The sequence below is a fragment of the Mesorhizobium sp. M0028 genome (assembly GCF_040323855.1).
Taxonomy (GTDB): Bacteria; Pseudomonadota; Alphaproteobacteria; order Rhizobiales; family Rhizobiaceae; genus Mesorhizobium.
This window is the reverse complement of record NZ_JAMYVG010000005.1, coordinates 45,505-67,778: the sequence shown is the minus strand read 5'-3', so window position 1 is coordinate 67,778 and position 22,274 is coordinate 45,505. Positions and strand designations below refer to the sequence as shown.

The window sequence follows — 22,274 nt, the reverse complement described above, 5'->3', positions numbered from 1 at the left end:
TCGATCTCGCCGCATGATACGCTTCGCCGCCAACCTCACCATGATGTTCACGGAATGGTCGTTCCTTGACCGCTTCGAGGCTGCCGCGGAAGCCGGCTTCGGAGCCGTGGAATTCCTGTTCCCCTATGAATTCGCACCCGAAACCGTAGGCAGCCGACTGAGGGCATGCGAACTCGAACTGGCGTTGTTTAATCTTCCTCCCGGAGACTGGGCTGCGGGCGAACGCGGCATCGCTGCCCTGCCGCATCGCTTCGAAGAGTTCCAGTCAGGCGTCGACAAGGCGCTGGACTACGCCCCGGCGACTGGCGTGCGCTCCCTCCACATGATGGCCGGCCTTGCGGACCCGTCAGACGCAGAAGCGTTGAGAAGCTACAGGCGTGCCGTGGACTTCGCCGGATCGAAGCTGGCCGCCCAAGGCCTGAACCTTCTGTTGGAACCGATCAACGGCCGCAGCATGCCCGGTTATTTCCTGAACGACTTTGCGCGTGCCGCAGCATTTATTGAGGAACTCGATCACCCGAACGTCAGGCTTCAGTTCGACGTGTTCCATCGACAGATCATGCATGGTGACATCACCGAGAGCTTCCGGCATCTGCAGCCGCTCATCGGGCACGTCCAGATAGCTGGGGTGCCTGCACGGCACGAGCCGGATACCGGCGAGGTCAACTATCGGCACTTCTTCGAACAGCTTGAGACGAGCAATTATTCCGGTTTTGTCGGCTGCGAGTATCAGCCCGCTGGCGAGACGAAAGCTGGCCTTGGCTGGTTTGCGCCGTATAGGGGGCGCAGGCAGTGACGGTCATTCTCGCAGCCATAGCCGACGACTACACCGGGGCCTCAGATCTTGCGAACACCTGGCGCAAATGCGGCCTTCGAACCGTCCAGACCATAGGAGTCCCGGTCGATAGCCGTCTGTTCGAAACGATTGATGCGCTTGTGGTCTCGCTGAAGATCCGTTCCGTGCCGGCTGTCGATGCGGTCGCAAGTGCGCTCGCCGCCGAGGAATTGCTCCGGCGGATCGGCGCCCGCCACGTCATGTACAAGATTTGCTCGACCTTCGATTCGACCGATGCGGGCAATATCGGTCCGGTTACCGATGCGTTCATGGAGCGGGCTGGACAGGACTGGACCGTGGTTACGCCGGCGTTTCCGGAAACCGGACGCACCGTCTACAAGGGGCACCTGTTCGTCAACGATGTCCCACTCAACGAAAGCGCCTTGCGGCACCATCCTTTGAACCCGATGCATGACGCCAATCTTACGCGTGTTCTTGCGAGGCAATCCAAGCACGCTGTTCACAGTCTCGACTGCCAGACGGTCGCACTTGGCCTGGAAAGCTGCAGAGCGAAGATCGCCGCAATGCCTGGCCGGCGGAAATCGATCATCGCCGACGCCATCTGGGACAGCGATCTCGATGTCCTCGGCCAATTGGCGTCCGGCGGCGCCGTTTCGACGGGTGCGTCCGGACTTGGCTACGGACTCGCAAGGGCCGCTCTGGCCGCACGCCCAGCCCGGGGATCAATGGAACCTTGCTGCTGTCGGTGGCCGATCGGCGGTCATTGCCGGCAGCTGTTCCGCCCGGACACTGGAGCAGATCGATGCCGCCGAAAGACATATGCCGGTGCTACGCCTTGATCCGCAGCGCATTGTCTCCGGCGGCGGCGGCGCCGTCGAAGAGGCCCTTGAATTCGCTCGACGGCAGCTCGCGGCTGGGCCAGTGCTCATCGCGTCCTCCGGCAGCCCCGATGCGGTTGCAGCCCTCCAGCGGCAGCACGGCAAGCACGAGGCCGGGCAGACGATCGAGAACGCCTTGGCGGAAATCGCCATCGGGCTCGTCGACGCCGGCGTTCGGCGGCTCGTGGTGGCGGGAGGCGAGACCTCGGGCGCCGTGGTGGACAAGCTGGCGATCGGCTCGTTCGAGGTCGGCGATGAACTTGCCCCCGGCGTCCCGATGCTGCGCACCATCGGATACCCGGGAGGCGAACTGATGATGGCACTCAAATCCGGCAATTTCGGCGACGTAAACTTCTTTGCGGAAGCGCTTGCGAGGCTCGATTGAAAACGAAGAGAGGATACGACGGCCGAAAGGAACGTGGGTCGGGCTGATCCGTCGGTTTCGGCTCTGGCCGCCTGATAGACAGGGTTGCTTTCTCTCTGTGAGCGACCCCCGAGCCAGCCGCTTACAATTTAGTACCAACATCAACGATCGGAGAACCATCATGACCAGTAGCTTTGAGGGCAAAACCGTCGTCGTGTCAGGAGCGGCGGGAGGTGTCGGCCGGGCTGCAGTTTCACTTTTCATCGAAAACGGTGCCAAGGTATGCGCAACAGATCTTAACCCGGCCGTCGACGAACTGGAACGAGACTCGCCCGATCATGTCGTCGCGGTTGCCGCTGATGTCACCAAGGTCGCTGACGTCGAGAAAATATTCACGACGGCAGAACAGCGGTTCGGTCCGGTCGACGTGCTCGTCAGCAACGCCGGCTTCATCATTTCGAAGTCCGCTCACGAAACCAGCGAGGATGAGTGGGACGCTGTCATGAATGCGAACGCCAAATCCTTCTTCCTGATGTCGAGGCGCGCGCTGCCTTCGATGCTCGCGCGTGGCCACGGTTCGATCGTCGCGACGGGATCCATTTCAAGCGTCGTCGGCTTGCCGGAACAGGCAGCCTATTGCGCGGCCAAAGGCGCCCTGCTTCAACTGGTACGACAGATGGCCGTAGATTATGCTTCCCGAGGCATCCGTGTGAACGCTGTTGGAGCAGGATCAATCAATACGCCGTTCCTGACTCGCTACCTCGAAGGCCTGGACGACCCAGCCGCAGGCGAGGCGGCCATCAAGAGCGCCCATCCCATTGGCCGCTGGGCCGAACCTAGTGAAATCGCCGATGCCCTTGTCTATCTTGCTGGTCCGAACGCGTCATTCGTGACAGGGCATATCTTGATGGCCGACGGCGGCTACAGTGCCCGGTAGCATCATTGTCATCTCAAGCCTCGCCGGCCTGCGTGGTGGCGAAGGTGCGGGGCAGAACATCAGCTACACCGTCGCCAAGCATGCGCAGGTCGGCGTGGTCTGCGCGGCGGCCCGGGCGCTCGCGCCGCGCGGCATCCGCGTCAATGCCTCAATCCAGGTCCGATCCACAACACGTTCCAGCACGAAATCGAGAACCGCATCAGCGCGATCAGCGGCGTCAATGTCACGGAGGCGGTGAACAAGGCCGTTCCGTTGCAGCGCCACTCCGACCCTGACGAGGTGGCCAGCGTCGCCCTCTATCTGGCATCCTCAATGAGCAGCTACGTTACCGGCCAGGTGCACGTGGTGGATGGTGGCCTGGGGAGTTGACCCGATGCGAGCGGGAACGGCCGATAGTGAACCTCACCATCGGGTGCGCACGACACTCCCATCGCTGACCTTGGATGCAAGAATTCGGAGAGCAAGCCCTGCCTCCCAAATTTGTAGTTGGATGGGCTCTCTATTGCGCGAATGGCTGGAGACGAACGCCTATCTCCCGGTGCGTCCCATCGAGGAGAGAATCGACGGGAGCGAATAGTAGCGATGACGCCGTCCTCATTCGTCTTTCCAAACGACGCACCGCGTTGATCTTCGCGCCGGCGGTCGTCGGCGCTCTAAGAAAGATGGCGTATAACCCGCAGTCCTGCGCGCGTCCGCAACAGTGGACAGTTGTCGCGCGCGGGACGGAGGAAATTCGCCCCCGCCGCGGGCGGTGAACGGGACAGCCGTAGGAGCGTCAGCATAGCGCCGGCCGCAGACCGAGACGCGGGACCGACTGTACCCGTCCGCGGCGGTCCGCATTTTTTGCGTCACGATGGAAGCCGACCGGGCGAAATCGCGCACAGTTCCAGTTCTCGACAAGTCCGGCGGCTGATCGGCGACGACGGTCTGCCTTCGGCGACCAAAGGCATTGTCGCCGCTCGACTTATCTCGCTCAGCCGCAGCAACGAAGCCGGAACTGGTGGTTCGATGAGTGGGGGGAAAGGCGGTAGCGCTCTCCCGCTACCACCCTAAACCCACTATCGTACGTAATAGTGGGATCTTGCCTGTGGCGCTCCTCGGCCACCGCGCGTTCTCCAGCATACCGCGCTTGGGGGAATGTGTTGCCGCCGATGAGGGCGGCAAGCTTGCCTTTGACCTCGATCTCAATATCCTGTCGCGGCCCTTTGGGATGAACCGTCACACAATGAACGAGCGCGCGGAAGCTCTTGACCAGCACGCCCCGATCGTCATCCGCCTCGGCGTGATGAGCTAAGACCGAAGCGAGCTCATCGACCGTTTTGACATACTTCTCTATCGCTGCCGGATGCAGAGTAAGGGTCGATGGCGCCTCTTCAAGACTGGCAAGTTCTGCCTCCGCCTCGATGCGTCGATCTTTCAACTCGGCGATACGCTCTCGGGCGTCGTCATCACCAATAATTCCCTTGACCACCAGGTCAATGCTGCGTTGTCGCTCGGCTTCAATCCGTGCGATCTTTGTCTCAAGGGTGACCCGAACGTTGGACGCACGGGCTGCTAGCCGTTGACGCTCTTCATTATAATTCCGGACGTAGATCTCAATGAGACGCGGGTCCTTCAGCTCGTCACGCATTCCATCCAATACAGCATTCTCCACGCTCCGCAGGTAAACTATGCGACGATTGGGACAGCTGCCGCTCTCACGAACTGTCGAGCAGCGGATTCGTGTTTTGCCAGTCTTGTCGCGATCGTGCACCGACATGCCCGAACCGCAGCAGCCACATCGCAACAGGCCCGAGAGGAGATGCGGTGGCCGACGTTTCACGTTCAATTTCAGACGAGATCTTTCTGTCTTCAAGTCCTGCGCGCGTCGCCATATCTCTTCGTCAACGATACGCAGGTGTGGGACATCAATCGTCTGCCACTGGTCGCGGCTATTCGGACGGGACAGACGCCTGCCGGTATCTGGGTCCTTAACCATCCGAACCTTGTTCCAGACGATGCGCCCAAAATAGAGCTCGTTCAAAATCAGCCCCGCGCCGCGTTGTGCGTTTCCGTTGATGGTAGAGGCGTTCCAACGAGTGCCGCGAGGCGGACAAACCCCCTCGCGATTGAGATCTTGTGCGATTTCGCGTGGTGGCCGGCCAGAGGTGTAGGCCGCAAAGATCCGGCGAACTACCTCAGCCTCCTCTTCAACGATCTCCAGTCACCGGGACGCCCAAGAACTGCCCGATACCCGAATGCGCGACCGCCGGCGTGGCGCCCGTCGCGAACCACTCCGGCCATTCCTCGACGTACCTTTTTTGCGCCATCCTCGCCCACCAAACCTCGTATTCCGATCAAGATTGCGTCAGCTGTGCCGTCGTGAACAGCTTGGATCTCGATCCCTAGGAATGACAGTCGTTTGTGCAGTCCAGCGAGATCCTCCATGTCGCGCGAAAGGCGATCGAGTGCATCAACAATGACGACATCAAACTTTCGTTCGCGCGCCGCATCCATCAATCTCATGAGGCCGGCACGGCCAAACATCGAAGCTCCCGAGCGAGCTTTGTCCTCGTAAGCCGCAACCACATCAAGCTGATGCCGTGCTGCATACGCGCGACAAAGGACGATCTGGTCATCGGTGGATTTCTCGTTCTGCAGCTCGGTCGAGAACCGGGCGTAAATGGCTGCGCGTATCATTCACGAACCTCGCCGTTGCAGCCAATTGCTTCGACGACATCCAAGTTAGGTGTCGAAGCAGATAGCCTCACAGCGAGATGATCGCGCCTAGCGTCGGCAATCGCAAGAGCTTCCACGAACTGAACTAACGTGGGATCGAGCGCATGCTCCAACGCCTGACGCATGCAAGCACTTGGCCCCGCAGCATTCCGTTTGTTCTCCGACTGTTTCATCGGAGTGAAGGATGTGAGGCCGTGCGGTGCTAAGGAAGAGGGCCAGGCGCATGGTCGTACAGATCGGATGCGACGACGTGTGAAAAGGACAGCCGCCAGCAAGATCATCTGCTGAGTTTGTTGGACACTTGCCACCTGGATGCGGCCAACCCGCTGATTGTCGATCCGAAGCCATAGGTTCAAATCACGGACTGGCTTCGACCGTTGTCCTAGCTCGCCCCGACGGGTCGCACTGCGGCCGTCAGCCGGCAATTGCTATGAACTAGGAAACCATCATGCCTGAAAATATCAGACTAACTTCGAGAGACGTCCCCCTCATTCAGCTAGGCCTCTATCAGTGCCGTTTCCCGGTGAGCGAAGACCCGTCAGTACCCGGCGGTTATCGTTTTTGTGCTGGGCCAACTTCGCCGGATCGCGTCTACTGCGATCATCACCACAACATTGTGACCGCCGTGGACCCTCGTCGAGCCCGCTCGGGTCTCCACCTCGCTCAACGACGCGTCGCGTCAGTCTGACTGGCGGCGGCCTCCCGGCCAGGCGCTATGCGCCCCAAGGCCTTGGCTACGACCTTTCCGTCGGCTCGGTCTGGCCCATCCTCCCTTATGCCGTCTTCGCCGATGTATCCCCGGTCGCCCGATTGAGAACGACGACTTCTCGCCGAAGCGATCGCTTCGGAATGCCGTCGTAGCCCGACCGGAAGCTCAGTGTGCTTTTGTAGAGGTCGAGGTCCAATCCAACGTCTGGACTCCACTGGAGTGCCTGCACTCGAGAGCGATTGGCTCTGCGGCAGCCGATAAGGACCAAATGCGCCATCTGTAGACCTTCGTTGAGGACTGCGGCGATGTGGGAAACAGGATACAAAGTGGCCCTTGTGGGAGGCGTCCACGGCGTGACGGCCGGATTGAGGTGCGCGCCCGAGAGTGGCCCAATCGCGTAAGCCAGGGCGGTTACAGCGATGCCGAAGCTGAGGCCGATGCCAAGCGACCGAGCCGGCAGCAGCCCGCCAAAACCGCCTGTCACCACTGACGCGCAGCCGAAGACAAGAAGGTGCCGAAAAGCTCGGCGGCGACGCTTTCATGAGCATATCCCCTTGGAATTGTGAGGCCTCACTCTTCACGACTTGGAGCCGAATGCAGTGCGCCGCTGCGGCCATGGACCGGATTTGTTTGCCGCAGCGCAGCGGGTAGCCACTGCGCGCGCGGACAACCGTCCGCCACGACAGTAAGCGGAAGATGCGGCTGTGTGCAGCTAGATCTCTACCGCACACGGACGGATAGGATACCAAGCGACGCGCTTGCCGGGTGGCGTCAGACGCGGTTGGGGGGATTTTTTCGATCGAGACCCGATGATCCTGAACTTCGCGCAGGCCCGCGATAGTCTCGGCCAGAACGCGCGATGCAGCCCGGTCCTCTTTGGACGATAGGCACCCCAAAATTGAACCACCCCGCCTGTCACCGTCACGTCGGAATCGCCGACCGATGATCATGGCTCAGCCGGGAGTGCCTCCAGGAGTTGATCCCGAATACTGCTGTGTTGGCCGCGGTTCGGACGAGTGGGCTTTCTCTAGCAGTCGCCAGCGGCGATCCAGTCCGGACACTTCGGTGCTTCCGCCGCCCGCAATGCGCTCAGAAATCCATATCCATGTCGTGATGATGATGCTCGTGACCGGGAAGCTCCGGCGGCGGCGGGCCAGGCACTTCGGCCACCATGACTTCCGTTGTAAGGAGAAGACCCGCAACCGAGGCCGCGCCCTGGAGCGCCGTTCGCACCACCTTGGCCGGGTCGATGATGCCCTTTGACACCAGATCCCCGTACACGCCCGATTGGGCATCGTAGCCATAGGCGTTGTCGTCGTTTTCGAGGATCCCGGCGATGACGACCGAGCCTTCCAGGCCGGCATTGATCGCGATCTGCCGAGCCGGCCAGGTGATCGCCTTCCTGACGATCGCGATGCCGACCTGCTGGTCCTCGTTGCCGCCCTTGAGCTTCTTAAGCGCCCTGCCGGCGCGCAGCAAGGCGACCCCGCCGCCCGGGAGAATGCCCTCTGCGACCGCGGCTCTTGTCGCGTTCATCGCGTCATCGATGCGATCCTTCTTTTCCCTGACCTCGACTTCGGTGGCACCGCCGACCCGGATCACGGCGACGCCACCGGCGAGCCTGGCCAGCCGCTCCTGGAGCTCCTCGCGGTCGTAATCGGAGGTGGTTTCCGCAAGCTCGAGCTTGATCTCAGCGATGCGGGCCTCGATGCTTGCCCGCTTGCCGGCGCCGCCGACGATCGTGGTGTTTGCCTTGTCGATCATCACCTTCTTGGTGCGCCCGAGCATATCGAGGGAAGCATGCTCGAGCTTGATGCCCAAATCCTCCGAGATCACCGTTCCGCCGGCCATCAGCGCGAGATCCTGCAGCATCGCCTTGCGGCGGTTTCCGTAGGCCGGCGCCTTGACTGCTGCAACCTTGAGAGCGCCGCGCAACTTGTTGACCACCAGCGCCGCAATCACCTCACGCTCGACATCCTCGGCGATGATGAGCAGCGGCTTGCCGGCCTGCACCACCTTCTCCAGCAGCGGCAGTATTTCGTTCAGGCTGGACAGTTTCTTCTCACTGATGAGGACATAGGCATCCTGCATCTCGACCCGCATCTTTGCGCGATTGGTGATGAAATGGGGCGAGATGTAGCCGCGGTCGAACTGCATGCCCTCGACGAATTCGAGTTCGGTTTCGAGCGACGTCCCGTCCTCGACAGTGATCAGGCCGTCATTGCCGACCCTCTTCATGGCGTCGGCTAGGCAGCGGCCAATCTCCCTATCGCCGTTGGCCGAGATGGTGCCGACTTGCGCAATTTCGATGTTCGAGGTGACCTTCGTGGCGTTGTTCTTGAGTTCCGCGACGACGGCTTCGACCGCGAGATCGATGCCGCGCTTCAGGTCCATGGGATTCATGCCGGCGGCCACCGCCTTGGCGCCCTCCCGGACGATCGCATGCGCGATCACGACGGCGGTGGTCGTGCCGTCGCCGGCCTGATAGGAAGTTCTTGTTGCGATCTCGCGCACCATCTGGGCGCCCATGTTCTCGAACTTGTTGTCGAGTTCGATTTCTCTGGCGACGGTCACGCCGTCCTTCGTGACCCGCGGCGCGCCGTGCTCCCTACCGATCGCGACGTTGCGCCCTAGCGGGCCAAGCGTGACGCTCACCGCATTCGCCAGGGTGTCAATGCCGCGCAGCATTCTGTCGCGAGCCTCGAACGAGAACATGATTTCCTTGGCAGCCATTTCCTTGATCCTTAAGACCCAATTTTCGGGAACGGCGACGCCTCATTCGGCCGCTCAGGCGAGATTGTCCCGTGGCAGCCCGAGCCGGTTCCAGACATCGAACAGAGCTGCCGCGAGCCGATCAATCATGATGTCCTCATGACAGGGTGTCGGCGTGATGCGCAGCCGCTCAGTTCCCTTCGCCACGGTCGGATAATTGATCGGCTGGATATAGATGCCGTGCTCGCTCAGGAGCAGGTCGCTCGCCGCTTTGCAATGCGCCGGATCGCCGACAGCCACCGGAACGATATGGGTGTCGCCCAGGATGACCGGCAGCGCAGCGGCCCCTAGCGCCGCCTTGACCCGCCGGACGCGGTCCTGCTGGCGCTTGCGCTCCCACTGCGAGGCTTTCAGATGCCTGATCGCCGCTGTGGCCGCGGCGCAGATCGCCGGCGGCAACGCGGCGGTGAAGATGAAACCCGGAGCATAGGAACGAATCGCATCGATCAGCACAGCACTTCCCGTGATATAGCCGCCGAGGCAGCCGAAAGCCTTGGCGAGCGTGCCTTCGATCACATCGATCCGGTTCATGGCGCCGTCGCGCGCAGCGATGCCGGCGCCGCGGGGGCCGTAAATGCCCACAGCATGGACCTCGTCGAGATAGGCCATTGCGCCGTAACGATCGGCGATGTCGCAAATGCGATTGATTGGCGCGACGTCGCCGCCCATCGAATAGAGACTTTCGAAGACGATGAGTTTTGGCCGATCCGGACCCGCCGCCTTCAACAATTCCTCGAGATGATCGACGTCGTTATGGCGGAAGATGCTCTTCTCCTTACCGGACTGGCGGATGCCCTCGATCATCGAATTGTGGTTGAGCGCATCGGACAGGATCAGACAACCGGGGATCAGCTTGGCGATGGTCGAGATGCCAGTCTGGTTCGAAACATAGCCGGACGTGAGGACCAGTGCCGCCTCCTTGCCGTGGAGATCGGCAAGCTCGCCCTCGAGCTCTACGCGCGGATGGCTGGTGCCGGAGATATTGCGCGTCCCGCCGGCCCCCGTTCCCAGGCGGGTAGCAGTCTCCACCATGGCGGCGACCACCTTTGGGTGTTGCCCCATCCCGAGATAGTCGTTGGAGCACCAGATCACGACGTCCTTCGGTCCACGCGGGGAATGCCACACGGCATTGGGAAAGCGTCCGGCGATGCGCTCCAGGTCCGCGAACACACGGTAGCGCCATTCCCCCTGCAGACGCGCGATCGCATCCGCAAAGAAACCGTCATAACTCGTAATGCCTGGCTCCAAGATACCGCCTTGCCCATCGGCCGTATCGCCCGCATCTCCGGTCATCGGAGGTCCAAATCGTCGCGGCGCAATGACGTTCTTTACGCCGCCAGATTTGCCGGTGTGCAACGCTGTGGGTTCCGCCATCGCCGATTCCCCTGCTTGCATACGAATTATGTCGAAGCGCGATCCACGCCGATCCCGCTCGCATCGTTCCTCACGACCCGCGTTCAGGAAGGTCGAAGTTGAGCTGCAACATTCGCGCTATGTTTATCAGAATCGTCTCGCAGACCTTATCTTGATTAGGATCCAGATATTTGACAGTCCAGTTTGCCCCGTTCTCCTTGGTTTCGAGCCGCTGAATCACAAAATCGGTGACGTCCCCGCATCCCGGCTCCTTATGAAGATCCGCGAGGATCAATGCCTTAAGCTCCGAAGCTTCCTTTGTATGTCTTTGCATGGCCGCTCTCCTTCCGGAAGACAACTTTCTATGGATCGATCAACTGCATAATCGTGATCTGCGTCATCCCAGGGATCGTGTCATCGCACCAGTTCACCCAACCTAGCGGCAATGCCGCTGCTTGGTGTGTCAGAGTCTAGCCCCTCCACGAATTGCCCCTGTGGGTTCATGATGTAGATGTAGGTGCCGTGATCCATTAGGTAGTCGTCACCGCCCGCTTCGCCCTGGCGCGCCACGCCGTAGGCGCCATATGCCTCCGAAACCGCAGCGATTTGTTGTGCGCTGCCGGTCAGCCCTACGATGCGCGGATCGAACGCCGCGGTAAAGCTTCCCATCACCTCAGGCGTGTCGCGTTCGGGATCGACGGTGATGAAGAGCGGTTGCAGTTTTGCGGCGTCGGGGCCGAGTTCCTCAATCGCCGCGGCGATTTCGGACAGAGTCGTCGGACAGATGTCGGGACAAGACGTATAGCCGAAGAAAACCAGCAGCCATTTGCCGCGATAAGTCTCATCGGTGACCGTCGTTCCGTCCGGCGCCGTGAGCGTGAATGGGCCACCGACCGTCACAGGCGCCGTGTCAGCTCGCACGAGCGGTTGGCAGATCGACAGGGCCGCTGCGAATATGATGCAGAAGAGGGGATGCGGACCGTAGGCCCAGGGGCGGAGGAGTCGATGCCGTCGCTTCATCAAGGACCTCCGGCACTTCGAGAATGACGCGCCAAAACCCCCGCGTGTGTTTGTGATTAACAAACTCGCCTAAACCAACCCACTTTATCATATTTTGTTGCTGGATGGCTAGACATGGCACTGGTTTGGCTCTATTTTTGAGAGTTGCCCCTCATCTCTCTTGAAGGAGGTGGCTTTTATGATGATTCGCGAATTGATGAGCGGACTAGCGGCGATCTCTTTCGTTGCGATAATGTCCGCGTCTGCGCAAGCCTACGAAGTGGGTCCGGTCACGGGAGGCGGAACGATCGAGGGTACGATCGTCTACCGCGGCGACGTGCCGACAACAAAGATCATCCCCACCAAGAATATCGAGGTGTGCGGCGACCCCCGCGAGGAGCCGCTGATCGAAGTCGGCAGCGATCAGGCCGTGCTGAACGCGGCGGTGCAGCTGGTCGACGTGGCACAGGGAAAGGCCTGGCCGCAGCCCGGAAAGCTGCCTGAACTTAACAACCTCAAATGTCGCTTTGAGCCCGCGGTGCAGATGATACCGGCCGGTTCGTTGGAGGTGGTCAACAGCGACCCAGTGCTCCACAACACCCACGGCTATTATGGCAAGCGCACCGCCTTCAACCTGGCGCTGCCCAATAAGGGCCAGCGCATACCGGTCGAACTGAAGCGTGCCGGCACTGTCCGCATCGATTGCGACGCGCATGGCTGGATGGAGGGCTGGGTCTATGTGGTGGACAATCCCTACTACGCGGTCACCGGCGCCGATGGCAAATTCAGCATAACCGATGTTCCGCCGGGGGACTACAAGCTCGTGGCGATCCATCCCTTCACCGGGCCCATCGAGCAGCCCGTCACGGTAGAGGAGAATAAGGCCACCAGTCTGACGATTGAACTGAAAAAATAACAAAATGGGCGACCCACTGATTCAACAGGGTCGCGTTCCTGCGAGAAGACCGACGCTTTAAGAAACGGTCTGCACTGAGGAGGAACCCTGATGTCTGACGAGCTTGACCGCATTCGGCGCGAAATGCATGCGGTGCTGCAGCAGCCTGGCGTACGCCCCGACGACTCGCTCCAAATCACCCGCCGCACCTTCATTCACAGATCGCTGCTGTTCGGCGCTGCTTCCGTCGGCCAGACCTTCGCGTGGTGGCCGCTGCTCAACACCATCGACGTCGCTCACGCCGCCGAAGCGCCCTTCAAGTTTGCCTGGATTTCGGACACCCATCTCTACGAGAGATCCCTCAACACGCGCTTCGTCGACAAGGTGGTGCGCGCCGTGCAAGAGGTCCAGGCCATGGATCCGCCGGCCGACTTCCTGATCTTCGGCGGCGACCTGGCCCAGCTCGGAAAGATCGAGGAACTTGAGCTTGGCGTTGAGCTCCTCAAGGATCTGACGATCAAGAAATACTACATCCCGGGCGAGCATGACTGGTATCTGGATATGGGCCAGAAGTGGGGCGAGTTGTTCGGCCAACCCAACTGGACCTTCGATCACAAGGGCGTGCGCTTCATTGGGCTCGATACGGTCAGCCGGGGACCGGACTACTGGACAGCGAAGAAGATGACGCCAGAGGAGCGCATGGGCCATATGGCTACCCTCGACGGCACGGTTGCCGGCGCGTGGGCCGGCGTCGGCCGCGACCAGCTCGACTGGATGCAGAAGACACTCGCCGACTGGGATAAGTCCAAACCGATCGTCATCTTCAGCCATAATCCGCTGTACGAGTACTACCCGCCCTGGAACTTCTGGGTGCGCGACTGGCGCGAAGTGAATGACGTGCTGAAGCCTTATACCAAGGTCACCAACATCCACGGTCACGTGCACCAGGTGCTCTACAACGAGATCGGCAGCATGCGCTCGATCGGCATGCTGGCGACCTCCTGGCCGTGGCCGTATGCGCCGGAAGGCTTGCCCAAGCTTACCAAGCCGATGATCCGTGTCGATCCGGGCGATCCCTTCGACGGGGTCGGTTGGGAAACCGTGAACGTCAACGCCGACGATAAGGTCGATGTCGAGTACATCATGTGGGGCCGCAAGGAGGTGTTCGTCCAGTCGCCGGAGGACCACGACAAGAGCATTGCGGAGGTCATACGGTCACGCATCGCCGACAAACAGTACCCATGGGCAAATCCATAACGGTGGTGGCTATGATAAACACATCGACATTCCTCTGCATTCTGAGGCGTTCCATCGTCGCCGGAGCAGTCGTCGCAGCTGCCGTCGTCGGGCCGGCCAGTGCCAACAAGGATCCGGTAACGCCAAAGCAGCTGAAACTCTATCAAGAAGCGTTCATGGAGGAGGTCAGGAAAGGAGACCTCCTGTTCCATGGTGATGCGGCGATGAAGGAGCAGTTGGGCGTCAAGCTGTCGACCACCGGGTGGGCCTGCGCCATGTGCCATCCGATGGCCTCCGATACCCACCCGCAGGCGTTCCCGAAGTTCCAGGCGTCGATGGCCAAGTTCGCGACACTGCGCGACATGATCAACTGGTGCATCGAGAAACCGAGCCAGGGCGAGAAGATCGATCCCGAATCGGAGGCGATGAAGGCGCTCGAGGCGTACATCACCTGGTCGAACAGCGGCTCGGTGTTGGTGCCAGGCAAATACTAGTCTCGTCGATAGCCGGGGGCACCGGCTTCAGGGAGCGCGAAGCGAGTCCGCCATCGGAGTGACACCTCGATGGGGAACGGTGGGCTTAAAGCAGTCGTGCGGCCCTTGAACCGCGCGGGGAGGGCCATGCGTTGGCAGAGACTGCGATGGAGCTGCGCGGCAAGTTCGCGAATGTGGACCTGGATGCGCTGGTCGACAAACGGGTCGTGCGGACCTGGCTTTATTTCGGCATGTTCTGGCTGATGGTGACGCCATCCGTCGGCGTCATGATCTCGGGCACCTTCAACTACCCCGACTATCTCGGATCGGGGAACCTCGAGCTCACCTTCGGCCGGCTGCGCCCGGTCCACGTCAACGGTGTCATCTTCGGCGCCTTCTCGACGCTTTTCATCGGCCTTTGCTACTATCTCGTGCCGCGTCTGTCGGGGGTGCGGGTGATATGGTCGGAGTGGTCGGTTCTTCTCGCATGGGTCTGGAACGTCGCAACGCTTGCCGGTTTGGTCGGCTTGCTGCTCGGCGACAGTGACGGTTTGGAAGCCGGAGAGCTTCCGCTCTACGCGAAGGTCGCATTCTTCATCGTGGTGGCTGTTGCTACCGCGCAGTTCCTGATCACGATCAGTCGAAGGCTGGAGCCGGCGATCTATGTCGCGCTATGGTACCTGATCGCCACTTTCGTGTGGACGACGATGAACTTCGTGCTTGGAAGCTTCATCCTGCCATACACGATCTCGGGCATCAACAGCGCCGCCTTCCATGGCCTCTATCTCCACTACATCGTCGGGCTGTGGATAACGCCCGCGGGCTACGTGATCATCTACTATTTCCTGCCGGTCAGCGCGCGAAATCCGCTCTATGCCCATAAGCTCTCGCTGGTAGGCTTCTGGTCCCTGGCACTGTTCTACCCGTTCGTCGGCATCCACCATTACCTCTACAGCCCGATCGCGGACTGGGCCGAGACCTTGGCCGTCGTCACGTCGATGCTGCTGATCATTCCGGTGTGGACGGTGCTGGTGAACTTCTTCGGCACCATGATGGGCAGGTGGCATGAGTTCGGCAGGAACTTGCCGGCGAAGTTCCTGATCATGGGCTCGCTCATGTATCTCGTCGGCTGCTTCCAGGGCTCGACCGAGGCGCTGCGGCAGCTGCAGCAGCCGACCCATTTCACCGATTTCGTCATCTCGCATTCGCATCTCACCGTGTTCGGCACCTTCGTCGTCTGGGCGATGGGGGGCCTCCTCTATACTTGGCCGCGGCTGTTCGGGCGCGAACTCTGGTCCTTCAAGCTCGGCAACTGGTCGTTCTGGCTGATCACCGTCGGCATCACGACCATGGGCCTGGTCCTCACAGCCGGCGGGCTGCAGCAGGGTTATCAATGGATGAATGGGGTCGAATGGCTCGACTCGCTCGTCTGGGTGAAGCCCTACTGGCTGGCGCGGACCCTGGCAGGCATCAGCATGGATACCGGTATGTCGCTGCTGGTGGTGAATCTGATGCTGACCGCACTGACCAGCCCGGCGGCTGAGGCGCGACGCGCCCGCGGGCCGGTGGAGGCGCCTATCCCGGCCCCGGCGGGAGGGCCCGCGCAGTGAACGTTCGCTTCTTCGCGCTGTTCGCCGGCGTCTTCTGCATCACCCTTGCGGTGATCACGCAGGGCGTGCTGCCCTTCGTGGAGCCGTCCTCGCGAACTACGCGCGTGACCTCGGTGGTGCGCACGGATTTCGGCCAGCTGAAATGGACGGTTTCAGAAGCGACGGACTACACCGAGCAGCAGCGTCGCGGCCGCAACATTTACCTGCGCGAAGGCTGCTGGTACTGCCATTCGCAATTCGTGCGGCCGGTGACCGGCGAGATCCGCCGCTGGGGACCGGTCAGCGAGGCGGGCGAATACGCCTATGACGTGCCGCACCTGTTAGGCACACGCCGGATCGGACCGGACCTGACGCGCGTCGGCCTGAAATACAGCGACGAATGGCACCTGGCGCACTTCTACAATCCGCGGATGCTGGTGCCGGACTCGATAATGGCGCCGTATCGCGGCCTCTTCCACGAGCCCGATGCAGCCGTCCGTATCGTTGACGACGGCGCTGGCAATCGGACCCTGGAAAGGACAGAGGTCACCAAAGGCCTGTTCGACTTCGACAGCAAGCAAGCGATCCAGCTGACGCCCAATGCGTACGGGTTGCTGTTCGTGCCGCTGAAGGCGCGCGAAAGAAAGCCGATCATCCTGACGCCGAACGACGAATACACAGGCGAAACCGTCAGCATCGCGGCGGAGACGGAATCGCTGGCGGCGCTTGTTTCCTACGTCCAGAAGCTCGGCACGAACCGGGGTAAATGGCGCGATCTTTTCGAGCCGCAAAGCCTGGAGGTCATGGATGCGACGATGCCGCGCTCCGAGGAATGGATTGCTTATGGCAAGGAAGTCTATGAGCGCCGCTGCATCGGTTGCCACGGTGCCAAAGGCGACGGCAACGGGCCGGCCGCCACCTTTATGTTTAACCAGCGGCCCAGGAATTTCACGTCCGCAGTCTTCAAGTTCAGATTGACAAAGGAGCCCCTGCCCACGGACGGCGACATGCTGCGCACCATTACTCGCGGCATCCGCGGCACGGCAATGCCCCCTTGGTACGAACTGCCGCTCAACGATCGCCTGGCGGTGATCCAGTACATTAAGTATGAGCTAGCGGTTGACCGTTCCAATCCCGCCAGTCCTTACGCTTTCTTCGTCGAGGAACCGCCTGGCCCACCGTTGTATATCGGGCGCCCGCCGACCCCGTCCCAGACGATGCTGGACCGTGGCAAGGAGGTTTGGCAGGTGGCGAAGTGCTGGGAGTGCCACGGCCAAGCTGGCAAGGGCGACGGCGAGAAGGCGGCGGGCCTTAAGGATGATATCGGGTTCGCCACCGTGCCGGCCGACCTCACCAGCGGCCAGTTCAAGTCTGGCCCGGCCGTCGAAGACATCTTCCGGACGATAACTACCGGCCTCAGCGGCACGCCGATGCCGTCCTATCGGGATGCCTTTCCGGACGAGGACCGGTGGGCGCTTTCCTATTTCGTGGTGGCGCTTTCCGCCTATAAAGACCCGCTCTCGCTGCAGCCGCTGTCGATCAAGAAGGAGACCCGCGCGGCGCTGAACGATCTGAAACTGGTCGCTGACAAGCCGGAGCGAGCCTATGTGCCCGATCCGTCGGTGCCGGCGTCCGGCCCGCCAGCTCCGCCTGGCGAGGAACAGGCGCCCACCGGAGGTTAGCGCATGCTCGGTTTTGAAGTCACCGGACCCTATGCGGGCGCCATGCTGATGAGCCTGGCGGCCCTGTTCTTGTTCATCTGGGGCGTCCTATCCGGCGCGTTGAGCGGCACCGATAAAGCCGCCAACGGGTTTTTTGAAAGGGAAATGGAGAATGAGCGATCTGCAGAGCAGCGATCCGGAGAGCCCGACGCATCCGGAACTGGATGTGCGTCAAAGCTCGCACCCTGAACTGGAGGACTATGCCGGCGGCCTGATACAGGCGCGTGTGGGATTCATTCCGCTATGGCTTCTCGTCGTCTACGTGCTGCTGTTCGCCTGGGGGCTGTACTACATGTATGTTTATTGGGGCGGGCTCGGGCCCGGCCGTCTGTTCTAAGTAGGCGGTCGCAAGGGCCAGTAAGACAGGAGTGATGGAGACGATGATAGCCAAAATTCTCCTTGGGGTCGCCGCATTGAACCTCCTTTTCCTGTGCTTCGAGCTGGCGATAAACGTGCTTCGTCTTTATTTCGGCTGACATAGGAGCAGCGGATGCTACATGATACCGTCTTCAAGCTTGCTGACGCCGGCTTGCCGCAGATGCTTGGCTTCCTCATCTATGGCGGCTGCACCGTCGGCTTTATCCTCTTTCTTTTGTATCTTGTGCGGCAATAGCGCCGCGTCCGCGCCACTGCGCAAACGCCAATGATGTACTACCTCGTGATCTTCGCCGCTGGATTTGCAGGCAGCTTTCATTGCATCGGCATGTGCGGCGGCTTTGCCTGCGCGCTGGGCCGCGATCAGCGAGGGGGAGGCGCAACCGTCCTTCGCCACCTGCTCTATAATACCGGCCGATTGACAACCTATTGCTTTCTGGGCGGGCTCGCGGGCGCGATCGGTCAGGTCATCTGCACCACGCAAGGGCTAACGGCGGCGCCGCTCTTGAACGGCTCCCTCGACATCGCCCAACGAATTCTCGCGATCGTCGCTGGCCTGCTCATGATTGCCATGGCGTTGCAGTTCTTCGGCTTGCTGCAGGTCTTTCATCGCCTTGCGATCGGATTTGGCGGCAGCACATTTGCATTGTCCCTGCGCGGTCTGTTGACGGCCCGGAGCAGCGCCGCACCCCTCGCCTTTGGCGTTTTCAACGGCTTCCTGCCATGTCCCTTGGTCTATGCCTTCGCCGCTCAGGCGGCGAGCACCGCCGGAGCGCTTCCCGGGTTTCTCGTCATGGCATCGTTCGGACTGGGAACCTTCCCCGCGATGTTGATGATGGGCGGCGTTGGCCGGATACTCGGGCCAGCCTGGCGGCGGCGCGGCGTGCGGCTGGCTGGTGGCTTTATTCTTTTGCTCGGTCTCATCACGCTCGGCCGTGGTCTCCTGCCTTCCGACGCGCATATCGGCCTTGCCTGGCCGGGCGGGCATCCCGCATGACTGCGCATGGCGATATCCTCTGTAGCCATTGTTCGCTCCCCGTCGGTCTGCGCCCGATGGAGCGCAGGCTCAACGGTGAGGCTTGCGCGTTCTGCTGCTACGGCTGTTGTATCGCCTTTCAGGTGAAGAGCGGCAGACACGAAGAGTGGGAAGCCGCCTGGCTTCTGATCCAGCTCGGCGTCGGAGGCTTTCTCTCCATGAATATCATGATGTTCAGCCTCCTCCTCTATTCGGACGCGTTCACCGGCGTCGATGCGGGCGTGCTGCCGTGGATTCACTTTTTGCTCTGGATCTTCGCCACGCCGGCGGTGGTGATTCTCGGCGGACCCTATCTGCGCGACATGTGGCTCAATGGCATTCAGGGACGAGTGACGTCGTCGGCACTCATCGTGCTTGGCGTCGCTGCCGCTTACCTCTATTCGGCATTTGCCGTGTTCGAGGGCAGCACGCATGTCTATTTCGACACCGCCGTGATGGTGCTGATGCTATTCACAGTTGGCCGCTATCTCGAGGCTGTTGGCCGCGCCAGGGCGGCGCGCGACCTCGAACCTCTTCTGGCCGCAGAAAGCGAGAGCGCGACCGCGGTCGATGGCGCGGCAGAGATCCGCCGTCCGGTGCGGGAGGTGACGGCCGGCATGCTGGTGCGGGTCCGGCCAGGCGAGCGCATTCCGGTCGACGGCGTGGTTGTCGAGGGGGAATCGAACACCGATGAAGCCGTGATTACCGGAGAAAGCCGGCAAGTGACAAAGCGCGCCGGCTCCAAGGTGATTGCCGGCAGTATCAATATCGACGGCCCGCTCCTGATCCAAAGCAGCGGTGACGGAACCGCAACCCGCTGGGCACGGATTTGCCGGTCGGTGCGCGAAGCGCTGGGCCGTCGCAGTCCAACCCAGCGCCTTGCCGATCGCGTCGTTGGCGTGTCCGTGCCGCTCGTCCTCGCCCTCGGCGGGCTGACGATCGTTTACTGGGCCCAGTCATTGCCGTTCGATCGGGCGTTGCTGATTGGCCTCTCGGTGCTGGTGGTTGCCTGTCCTTGTGCAGTCGGCCTCGCTGCTCCGATGGCGATATCGCTCGGCATCGGCCGGCTGGCGCGGCACGGCTGCCTCGTCCGCGACCCCGGCGTGCTCGAGACCCTGGCGCGTGTACGGTTGCTCGCCTTCGACAAGACCGGCACTCTGACGGCGGGCAAAGCGCGTCTCGTCGGCGTCGACCGCGAGGAGGTCGGCATCGACGAAGTACTGGCGCGCGCCGCCGGTCTGGAGCGCCATTCCGAGCATGGTCTGGCGCGGGCCATCGCGGCAGCCGCCGCTCAGCGGGGCATCACGCCGCTCGTCACCCGCGAGGTCCGGATGGTTCCCGGCCGTGGCATCCGCGGCAGCGCCGAAGGCCGGCCCGTGGCGGCAGGGAACGGCAGATTGATGAATGATCTGGGCTGGCCGCTTCCCCCGTCGCTGGCCGAGCGTGCGCGGTCGCTGGAGGCGAGCGGTCATTCGGTGGTCTATGTCGGTTGGGGCGAGCGGGTTCACGCCGTGCTGTCGCTCGATGATTCGCCGCTTCCCGAGGCGCAGGCCGCGATCGCGGCCCTGCGTGAGCGCGGGCTCGACGCCACGCTGTTGACCGGCGACTTGGCGCAAGCGGCGGAGCGGATCGCGGCCCTGGTCGGGATCAAGGACGTCCAAGCGGGCCTTTCGCCGGAGGCCAAACGGCTGGCCCTGGATCGGCTCCGCCATGACCACGATGCGGTGGCAATGGTCGGCGATGGACTGAATGACGGGCCAGTTCTGGCCGCCGCAGATGTCGGTATTGCCGTCGGCTCCGCCACCGATCTCGCCCGCGAGACTGCGGCGCTCGTGCTGCCTGCGGACGGATTGTGGATGCTGCCCTGGATCGTCGACGTGGCCCGCGCGGTGCGCAGGACCATCTTGACCAACCTTATGTGGGCGTTCGGTTACAATCTCGTCGCCCTGACGTTCGCAGCATTCGGACTTCTGCAGCCAATCCTTGCGGCGGCGGTCATGGCCGGCTCGAGCATCCTCGTGGTGGTGAATTCGCTGCGGCTGGAGCGGCTGCCCGATCCTGTTGCAACGCTGATCCCGGAGCAACGATCCGGCGCCGAGGCGGAGCGCGCCCAGAATGGTGCCGGCATTTCCGCAATGGCCGGCCCGGCCGTCGAGCGGAGTTGAGTTTCGTTTCAGCCAAACACGTCGTGCGTGAAGGCGTCGTACCAGCCTTCCGCCGCGCGCGCTGCCTGCCGGCGGACCTCGGAGCTTTCCTCGACCTTGCTGACGAAGCTGATGACGCTCTTGAGCTTTCCGTCGACGGGCTTGAAGCTGATGGCGTTGCTGAACGCATCGTCGGGGGCGAGATAGGTGTAGCAGGTGTTGAACAAATGCGCCGGGAAACGCGCTGATCCGGTGAGATCGGCCGCGATGGCAAAGGCGCAGGCTTTGGCCTGGCTGTTGGCGCAGAAGGCGGATTTCGGCATATCCCCGCCGATGATCGCGTCGCCGACCAGATGGACGCCGGGCTGCAGCGCCGATTCGAAGGTGACCGGATCGACCGGACACCAGCCCGACTGATTGGCGAGCCCTGCCTGCTGCACCAAGCGCCCGGCCATTTGCGCCGGGATGACATTGGCCACCGCGGCCTTGAATGTTGCTCCCTCGGTGATCACCGACCGGGTCTTCGCGTCGATCGCCGTGACCCCGCCAGTGAACTGGGCCGGTAGCCATTCGATCATTCCCGGATAGTGGCGGTTCCAAGCGTCCTGGAACAGGTCCTGCGCGTTGAAGCTGTCTTTCGAATCGAGGATCAGAATTTTGGCCTTGGGTTTGCTGCGCTGGAAATAGGAGGCGATGAGCGAAGCGCGCTCATAGGGGGCGGGCGGACAGCGAAATGGATTCGGCGGGACGACGATGACGAATAGGCCGCCGTCCTCCATGCTTTCCAATTGCTGGCGCAACAGGCTGGTTTGCGGCCCTGCATTCCAGGCGTGCGGCATGATCTCCATCGCAGCTTCGTCATAGCCCCTAAGCGCCCGATCCCTGAATGCGATGCCTGGCGCAACAACGAGACGGTCGTAGCTGAGCTTCGAACCGTTGTTCAGCGCAACGGTTTTCGCCGCCGGGTGAATCGCTTCAGCGGACTCATGAATGACGGTGATGCCATATTGTTTTGCCAGCGCTTCATAACCATGACTGAGCGATTTGAACGGGCGGAGCCCGGCGAGATAGAGATTGCTGAAGAAGCAGGTCGTGTAGCTCTGTCGCGGTTCGACCAGGGTCACCTCGATAGCCGTGGCGCTGACGGCGAGATATCTGGCGACCGTTGCGCCGCCGATGCCGCCGCCGATCACGACGACACGCGCCTTGGCCTGGCCCCGCGCCTTCGGCTGGTTGAGCGCCGTTAGCAACGCTGCTCCAGTCAGGCGGCCGAACTCGCGACGCGTCCAGAATTTCATGG

At 61.7% G+C, this 22,274-nt stretch carries 21 protein-coding genes and 1 pseudogene; 14 read left to right on the top strand and 8 right to left on the bottom strand.

What is annotated here, in order from left to right; genetic code table 11:
• The first annotated feature begins 13 nt into the window (after nt 1-13).
• From otnI to NKJ93_RS12580, 5 genes and pseudogenes are all read left to right on the top strand, one after another.
• Nucleotides 14-796 carry a 2-oxo-tetronate isomerase gene (otnI, locus tag NKJ93_RS12600; protein WP_023718654.1) on the top strand — a complete coding sequence of 261 codons (783 nt, stop codon included), beginning with the start codon at nt 14-16 and terminating at the stop codon, nt 794-796.
• Nucleotides 793-2,059 (top strand): annotated as a pseudogene (gene otnK / locus NKJ93_RS12595) (3-oxo-tetronate kinase). Before otnI ends, otnK begins: the two are co-directional and overlap by 4 nt.
• A gap of 160 nt (nt 2,060-2,219) precedes the next feature.
• The gene (locus NKJ93_RS12590; RefSeq protein ID WP_352494531.1) at nt 2,220-2,975 is read left to right on the top strand and encodes an SDR family NAD(P)-dependent oxidoreductase; all 756 of its coding nucleotides are present in this window, start codon (nt 2,220-2,222) and stop codon (nt 2,973-2,975) included.
• The gene (locus NKJ93_RS12585; protein ID WP_023718657.1) at nt 2,965-3,213 is read left to right on the top strand and encodes an SDR family oxidoreductase; all 249 of its coding nucleotides are present in this window, start codon (nt 2,965-2,967) and stop codon (nt 3,211-3,213) included. The genes NKJ93_RS12590 and NKJ93_RS12585 overlap by 11 nt, the downstream gene beginning before the upstream one ends.
• Nucleotides 3,138-3,344 (top strand): SDR family oxidoreductase, encoded by a 207-nt coding sequence (locus NKJ93_RS12580; RefSeq protein ID WP_084642602.1) that lies wholly within the window; start codon nt 3,138-3,140, stop codon nt 3,342-3,344. Before NKJ93_RS12585 ends, NKJ93_RS12580 begins: the two co-directional genes overlap by 76 nt.
• A gap of 604 nt (nt 3,345-3,948) precedes the next feature.
• On the opposite strand, the gene NKJ93_RS12575 is transcribed toward NKJ93_RS12580, so the two are convergent.
• The 7 genes from NKJ93_RS12575 to NKJ93_RS12540 form a co-directional block, all read right to left on the bottom strand.
• Nucleotides 3,949-5,139 (bottom strand): recombinase family protein, encoded by a 1,191-nt coding sequence (locus tag NKJ93_RS12575; RefSeq protein ID WP_352589624.1) that lies wholly within the window; start codon nt 5,137-5,139, stop codon nt 3,949-3,951.
• An 8-nt stretch (nt 5,140-5,147) separates the two neighbouring features.
• Complete coding sequence (locus NKJ93_RS12570; protein WP_352589344.1) at nt 5,148-5,654, bottom strand: recombinase family protein; 507 nt, start codon at nt 5,652-5,654, stop codon at nt 5,148-5,150.
• Between the two features lie 812 nt (nt 5,655-6,466).
• Nucleotides 6,467-6,886 carry an aquaporin gene (locus NKJ93_RS12560; RefSeq protein WP_352515656.1) on the bottom strand — a complete coding sequence of 140 codons (420 nt, stop codon included), beginning with the start codon at nt 6,884-6,886 and terminating at the stop codon, nt 6,467-6,469.
• 605 nt (nt 6,887-7,491) lie between these two features.
• Nucleotides 7,492-9,135: a chaperonin GroEL gene (gene groL / locus NKJ93_RS12555; protein ID WP_352494533.1), complete on the bottom strand. Its 1,644-nt coding sequence runs from the start codon at nt 9,133-9,135 to the stop codon at nt 7,492-7,494.
• A gap of 54 nt (nt 9,136-9,189) precedes the next feature.
• Nucleotides 9,190-10,548, bottom strand: coding sequence for a 5-aminolevulinate synthase (hemA, locus tag NKJ93_RS12550; protein WP_502904385.1), 1,359 nt, complete (start codon nt 10,546-10,548; stop codon nt 9,190-9,192).
• Nucleotides 10,549-10,618: 70 nt separating this feature from the next.
• Entirely contained in the window at nt 10,619-10,861 is a 243-nt protein-coding gene (locus tag NKJ93_RS12545) for a hypothetical protein (RefSeq protein ID WP_023718664.1), read from the bottom strand.
• Nucleotides 10,862-10,941: 80 nt separating this feature from the next.
• Entirely contained in the window at nt 10,942-11,547 is a 606-nt protein-coding gene (locus NKJ93_RS12540; RefSeq protein WP_023718665.1) for an SCO family protein, read from the bottom strand.
• 196 nt (nt 11,548-11,743) lie between these two features.
• On the opposite strand from NKJ93_RS12540, the gene NKJ93_RS12535 reads away from it, so the two are divergent.
• The 9 genes from NKJ93_RS12535 (at nt 11,744) to NKJ93_RS12495 (ending at nt 20,995) form a co-directional block, all read left to right on the top strand.
• On the top strand, nt 11,744-12,442 hold the full coding sequence (locus NKJ93_RS12535) for a carboxypeptidase regulatory-like domain-containing protein (protein WP_502897183.1): 699 nt from the start codon (nt 11,744-11,746) through the stop codon (nt 12,440-12,442).
• A 90-nt stretch (nt 12,443-12,532) separates the two neighbouring features.
• Complete coding sequence (locus NKJ93_RS12530; RefSeq protein WP_023718667.1) at nt 12,533-13,678, top strand: metallophosphoesterase family protein; 1,146 nt, start codon at nt 12,533-12,535, stop codon at nt 13,676-13,678.
• Between the two features lie 11 nt (nt 13,679-13,689).
• On the top strand, nt 13,690-14,151 hold the full coding sequence (locus NKJ93_RS12525) for a c-type cytochrome (protein ID WP_023718668.1): 462 nt from the start codon (nt 13,690-13,692) through the stop codon (nt 14,149-14,151).
• A 146-nt stretch (nt 14,152-14,297) separates the two neighbouring features.
• Nucleotides 14,298-15,740, top strand: coding sequence for a cbb3-type cytochrome c oxidase subunit I (locus NKJ93_RS12520; RefSeq protein ID WP_352589618.1), 1,443 nt, complete (start codon nt 14,298-14,300; stop codon nt 15,738-15,740).
• On the top strand, nt 15,737-17,401 hold the full coding sequence (locus NKJ93_RS12515) for a cbb3-type cytochrome c oxidase subunit II (RefSeq protein WP_023718670.1): 1,665 nt from the start codon (nt 15,737-15,739) through the stop codon (nt 17,399-17,401). Before NKJ93_RS12520 ends, NKJ93_RS12515 begins: the two co-directional genes overlap by 4 nt.
• A 151-nt stretch (nt 17,402-17,552) precedes the next feature.
• A complete protein-coding gene (locus NKJ93_RS12510) occupies nt 17,553-17,777 on the top strand; it encodes a hypothetical protein (RefSeq protein ID WP_023718671.1) in 225 nt (74 codons plus the stop codon).
• Nucleotides 17,778-17,930: 153 nt separating this feature from the next.
• On the top strand, nt 17,931-18,053 hold the full coding sequence (locus NKJ93_RS12505) for a hypothetical protein (RefSeq protein ID WP_023718673.1): 123 nt from the start codon (nt 17,931-17,933) through the stop codon (nt 18,051-18,053).
• Between the two features lie 30 nt (nt 18,054-18,083).
• Nucleotides 18,084-18,812, top strand: a complete 729-nt coding sequence (locus NKJ93_RS12500; protein ID WP_031193909.1) for an urease accessory protein UreH domain-containing protein — start codon at nt 18,084-18,086, stop codon at nt 18,810-18,812.
• A 56-nt stretch (nt 18,813-18,868) separates the two neighbouring features.
• A complete protein-coding gene (locus NKJ93_RS12495) occupies nt 18,869-20,995 on the top strand; it encodes a heavy metal translocating P-type ATPase (protein ID WP_023718675.1) in 2,127 nt (708 codons plus the stop codon).
• 8 nt (nt 20,996-21,003) lie between these two features.
• On the opposite strand, the gene NKJ93_RS12490 is transcribed toward NKJ93_RS12495, so the two are convergent.
• A complete protein-coding gene (locus NKJ93_RS12490) occupies nt 21,004-22,272 on the bottom strand; it encodes an NAD(P)/FAD-dependent oxidoreductase (protein ID WP_023718676.1) in 1,269 nt (422 codons plus the stop codon).
• Nucleotides 22,273-22,274: the final 2 nt, after the last annotated feature.

What these genes read in the sequence shown, in the direction of transcription:
- otnI (WP_023718654.1), top strand. Translation starts at nt 14, where the DNA reads ATGATACGCTTCGCCGCCAACCTCACCATGATGTTCACGGAATGGTCG.
- NKJ93_RS12590 (WP_352494531.1), top strand. Translation starts at nt 2,220, where the DNA reads ATGACCAGTAGCTTTGAGGGCAAAACCGTCGTCGTGTCAGGAGCGGCG.
- NKJ93_RS12570 (WP_352589344.1), bottom strand. Translation starts at nt 5,654, where the DNA reads ATGATACGCGCAGCCATTTACGCCCGGTTCTCGACCGAGCTGCAGAAC.
- groL (WP_352494533.1), bottom strand. Translation starts at nt 9,135, where the DNA reads ATGGCTGCCAAGGAAATCATGTTCTCGTTCGAGGCTCGCGACAGAATG.
- hemA (WP_502904385.1), bottom strand. Translation starts at nt 10,548, where the DNA reads ATGGCGGAACCCACAGCGTTGCACACCGGCAAATCTGGCGGCGTAAAG.
- NKJ93_RS12545 (WP_023718664.1), bottom strand. Translation starts at nt 10,861, where the DNA reads ATGCAAAGACATACAAAGGAAGCTTCGGAGCTTAAGGCATTGATCCTC.
- NKJ93_RS12540 (WP_023718665.1), bottom strand. Translation starts at nt 11,547, where the DNA reads ATGAAGCGACGGCATCGACTCCTCCGCCCCTGGGCCTACGGTCCGCAT.
- NKJ93_RS12535 (WP_502897183.1), top strand. Translation starts at nt 11,744, where the DNA reads ATGAGCGGACTAGCGGCGATCTCTTTCGTTGCGATAATGTCCGCGTCT.
- NKJ93_RS12530 (WP_023718667.1), top strand. Translation starts at nt 12,533, where the DNA reads ATGTCTGACGAGCTTGACCGCATTCGGCGCGAAATGCATGCGGTGCTG.
- NKJ93_RS12525 (WP_023718668.1), top strand. Translation starts at nt 13,690, where the DNA reads ATGATAAACACATCGACATTCCTCTGCATTCTGAGGCGTTCCATCGTC.
- NKJ93_RS12520 (WP_352589618.1), top strand. Translation starts at nt 14,298, where the DNA reads ATGGAGCTGCGCGGCAAGTTCGCGAATGTGGACCTGGATGCGCTGGTC.
- NKJ93_RS12510 (WP_023718671.1), top strand. Translation starts at nt 17,553, where the DNA reads ATGAGCGATCTGCAGAGCAGCGATCCGGAGAGCCCGACGCATCCGGAA.
- NKJ93_RS12505 (WP_023718673.1), top strand. Translation starts at nt 17,931, where the DNA reads ATGCTACATGATACCGTCTTCAAGCTTGCTGACGCCGGCTTGCCGCAG.
- NKJ93_RS12500 (WP_031193909.1), top strand. Translation starts at nt 18,084, where the DNA reads ATGATGTACTACCTCGTGATCTTCGCCGCTGGATTTGCAGGCAGCTTT.
- NKJ93_RS12495 (WP_023718675.1), top strand. Translation starts at nt 18,869, where the DNA reads ATGGAGCGCAGGCTCAACGGTGAGGCTTGCGCGTTCTGCTGCTACGGC.
- NKJ93_RS12490 (WP_023718676.1), bottom strand. Translation starts at nt 22,272, where the DNA reads ATGAAATTCTGGACGCGTCGCGAGTTCGGCCGCCTGACTGGAGCAGCG.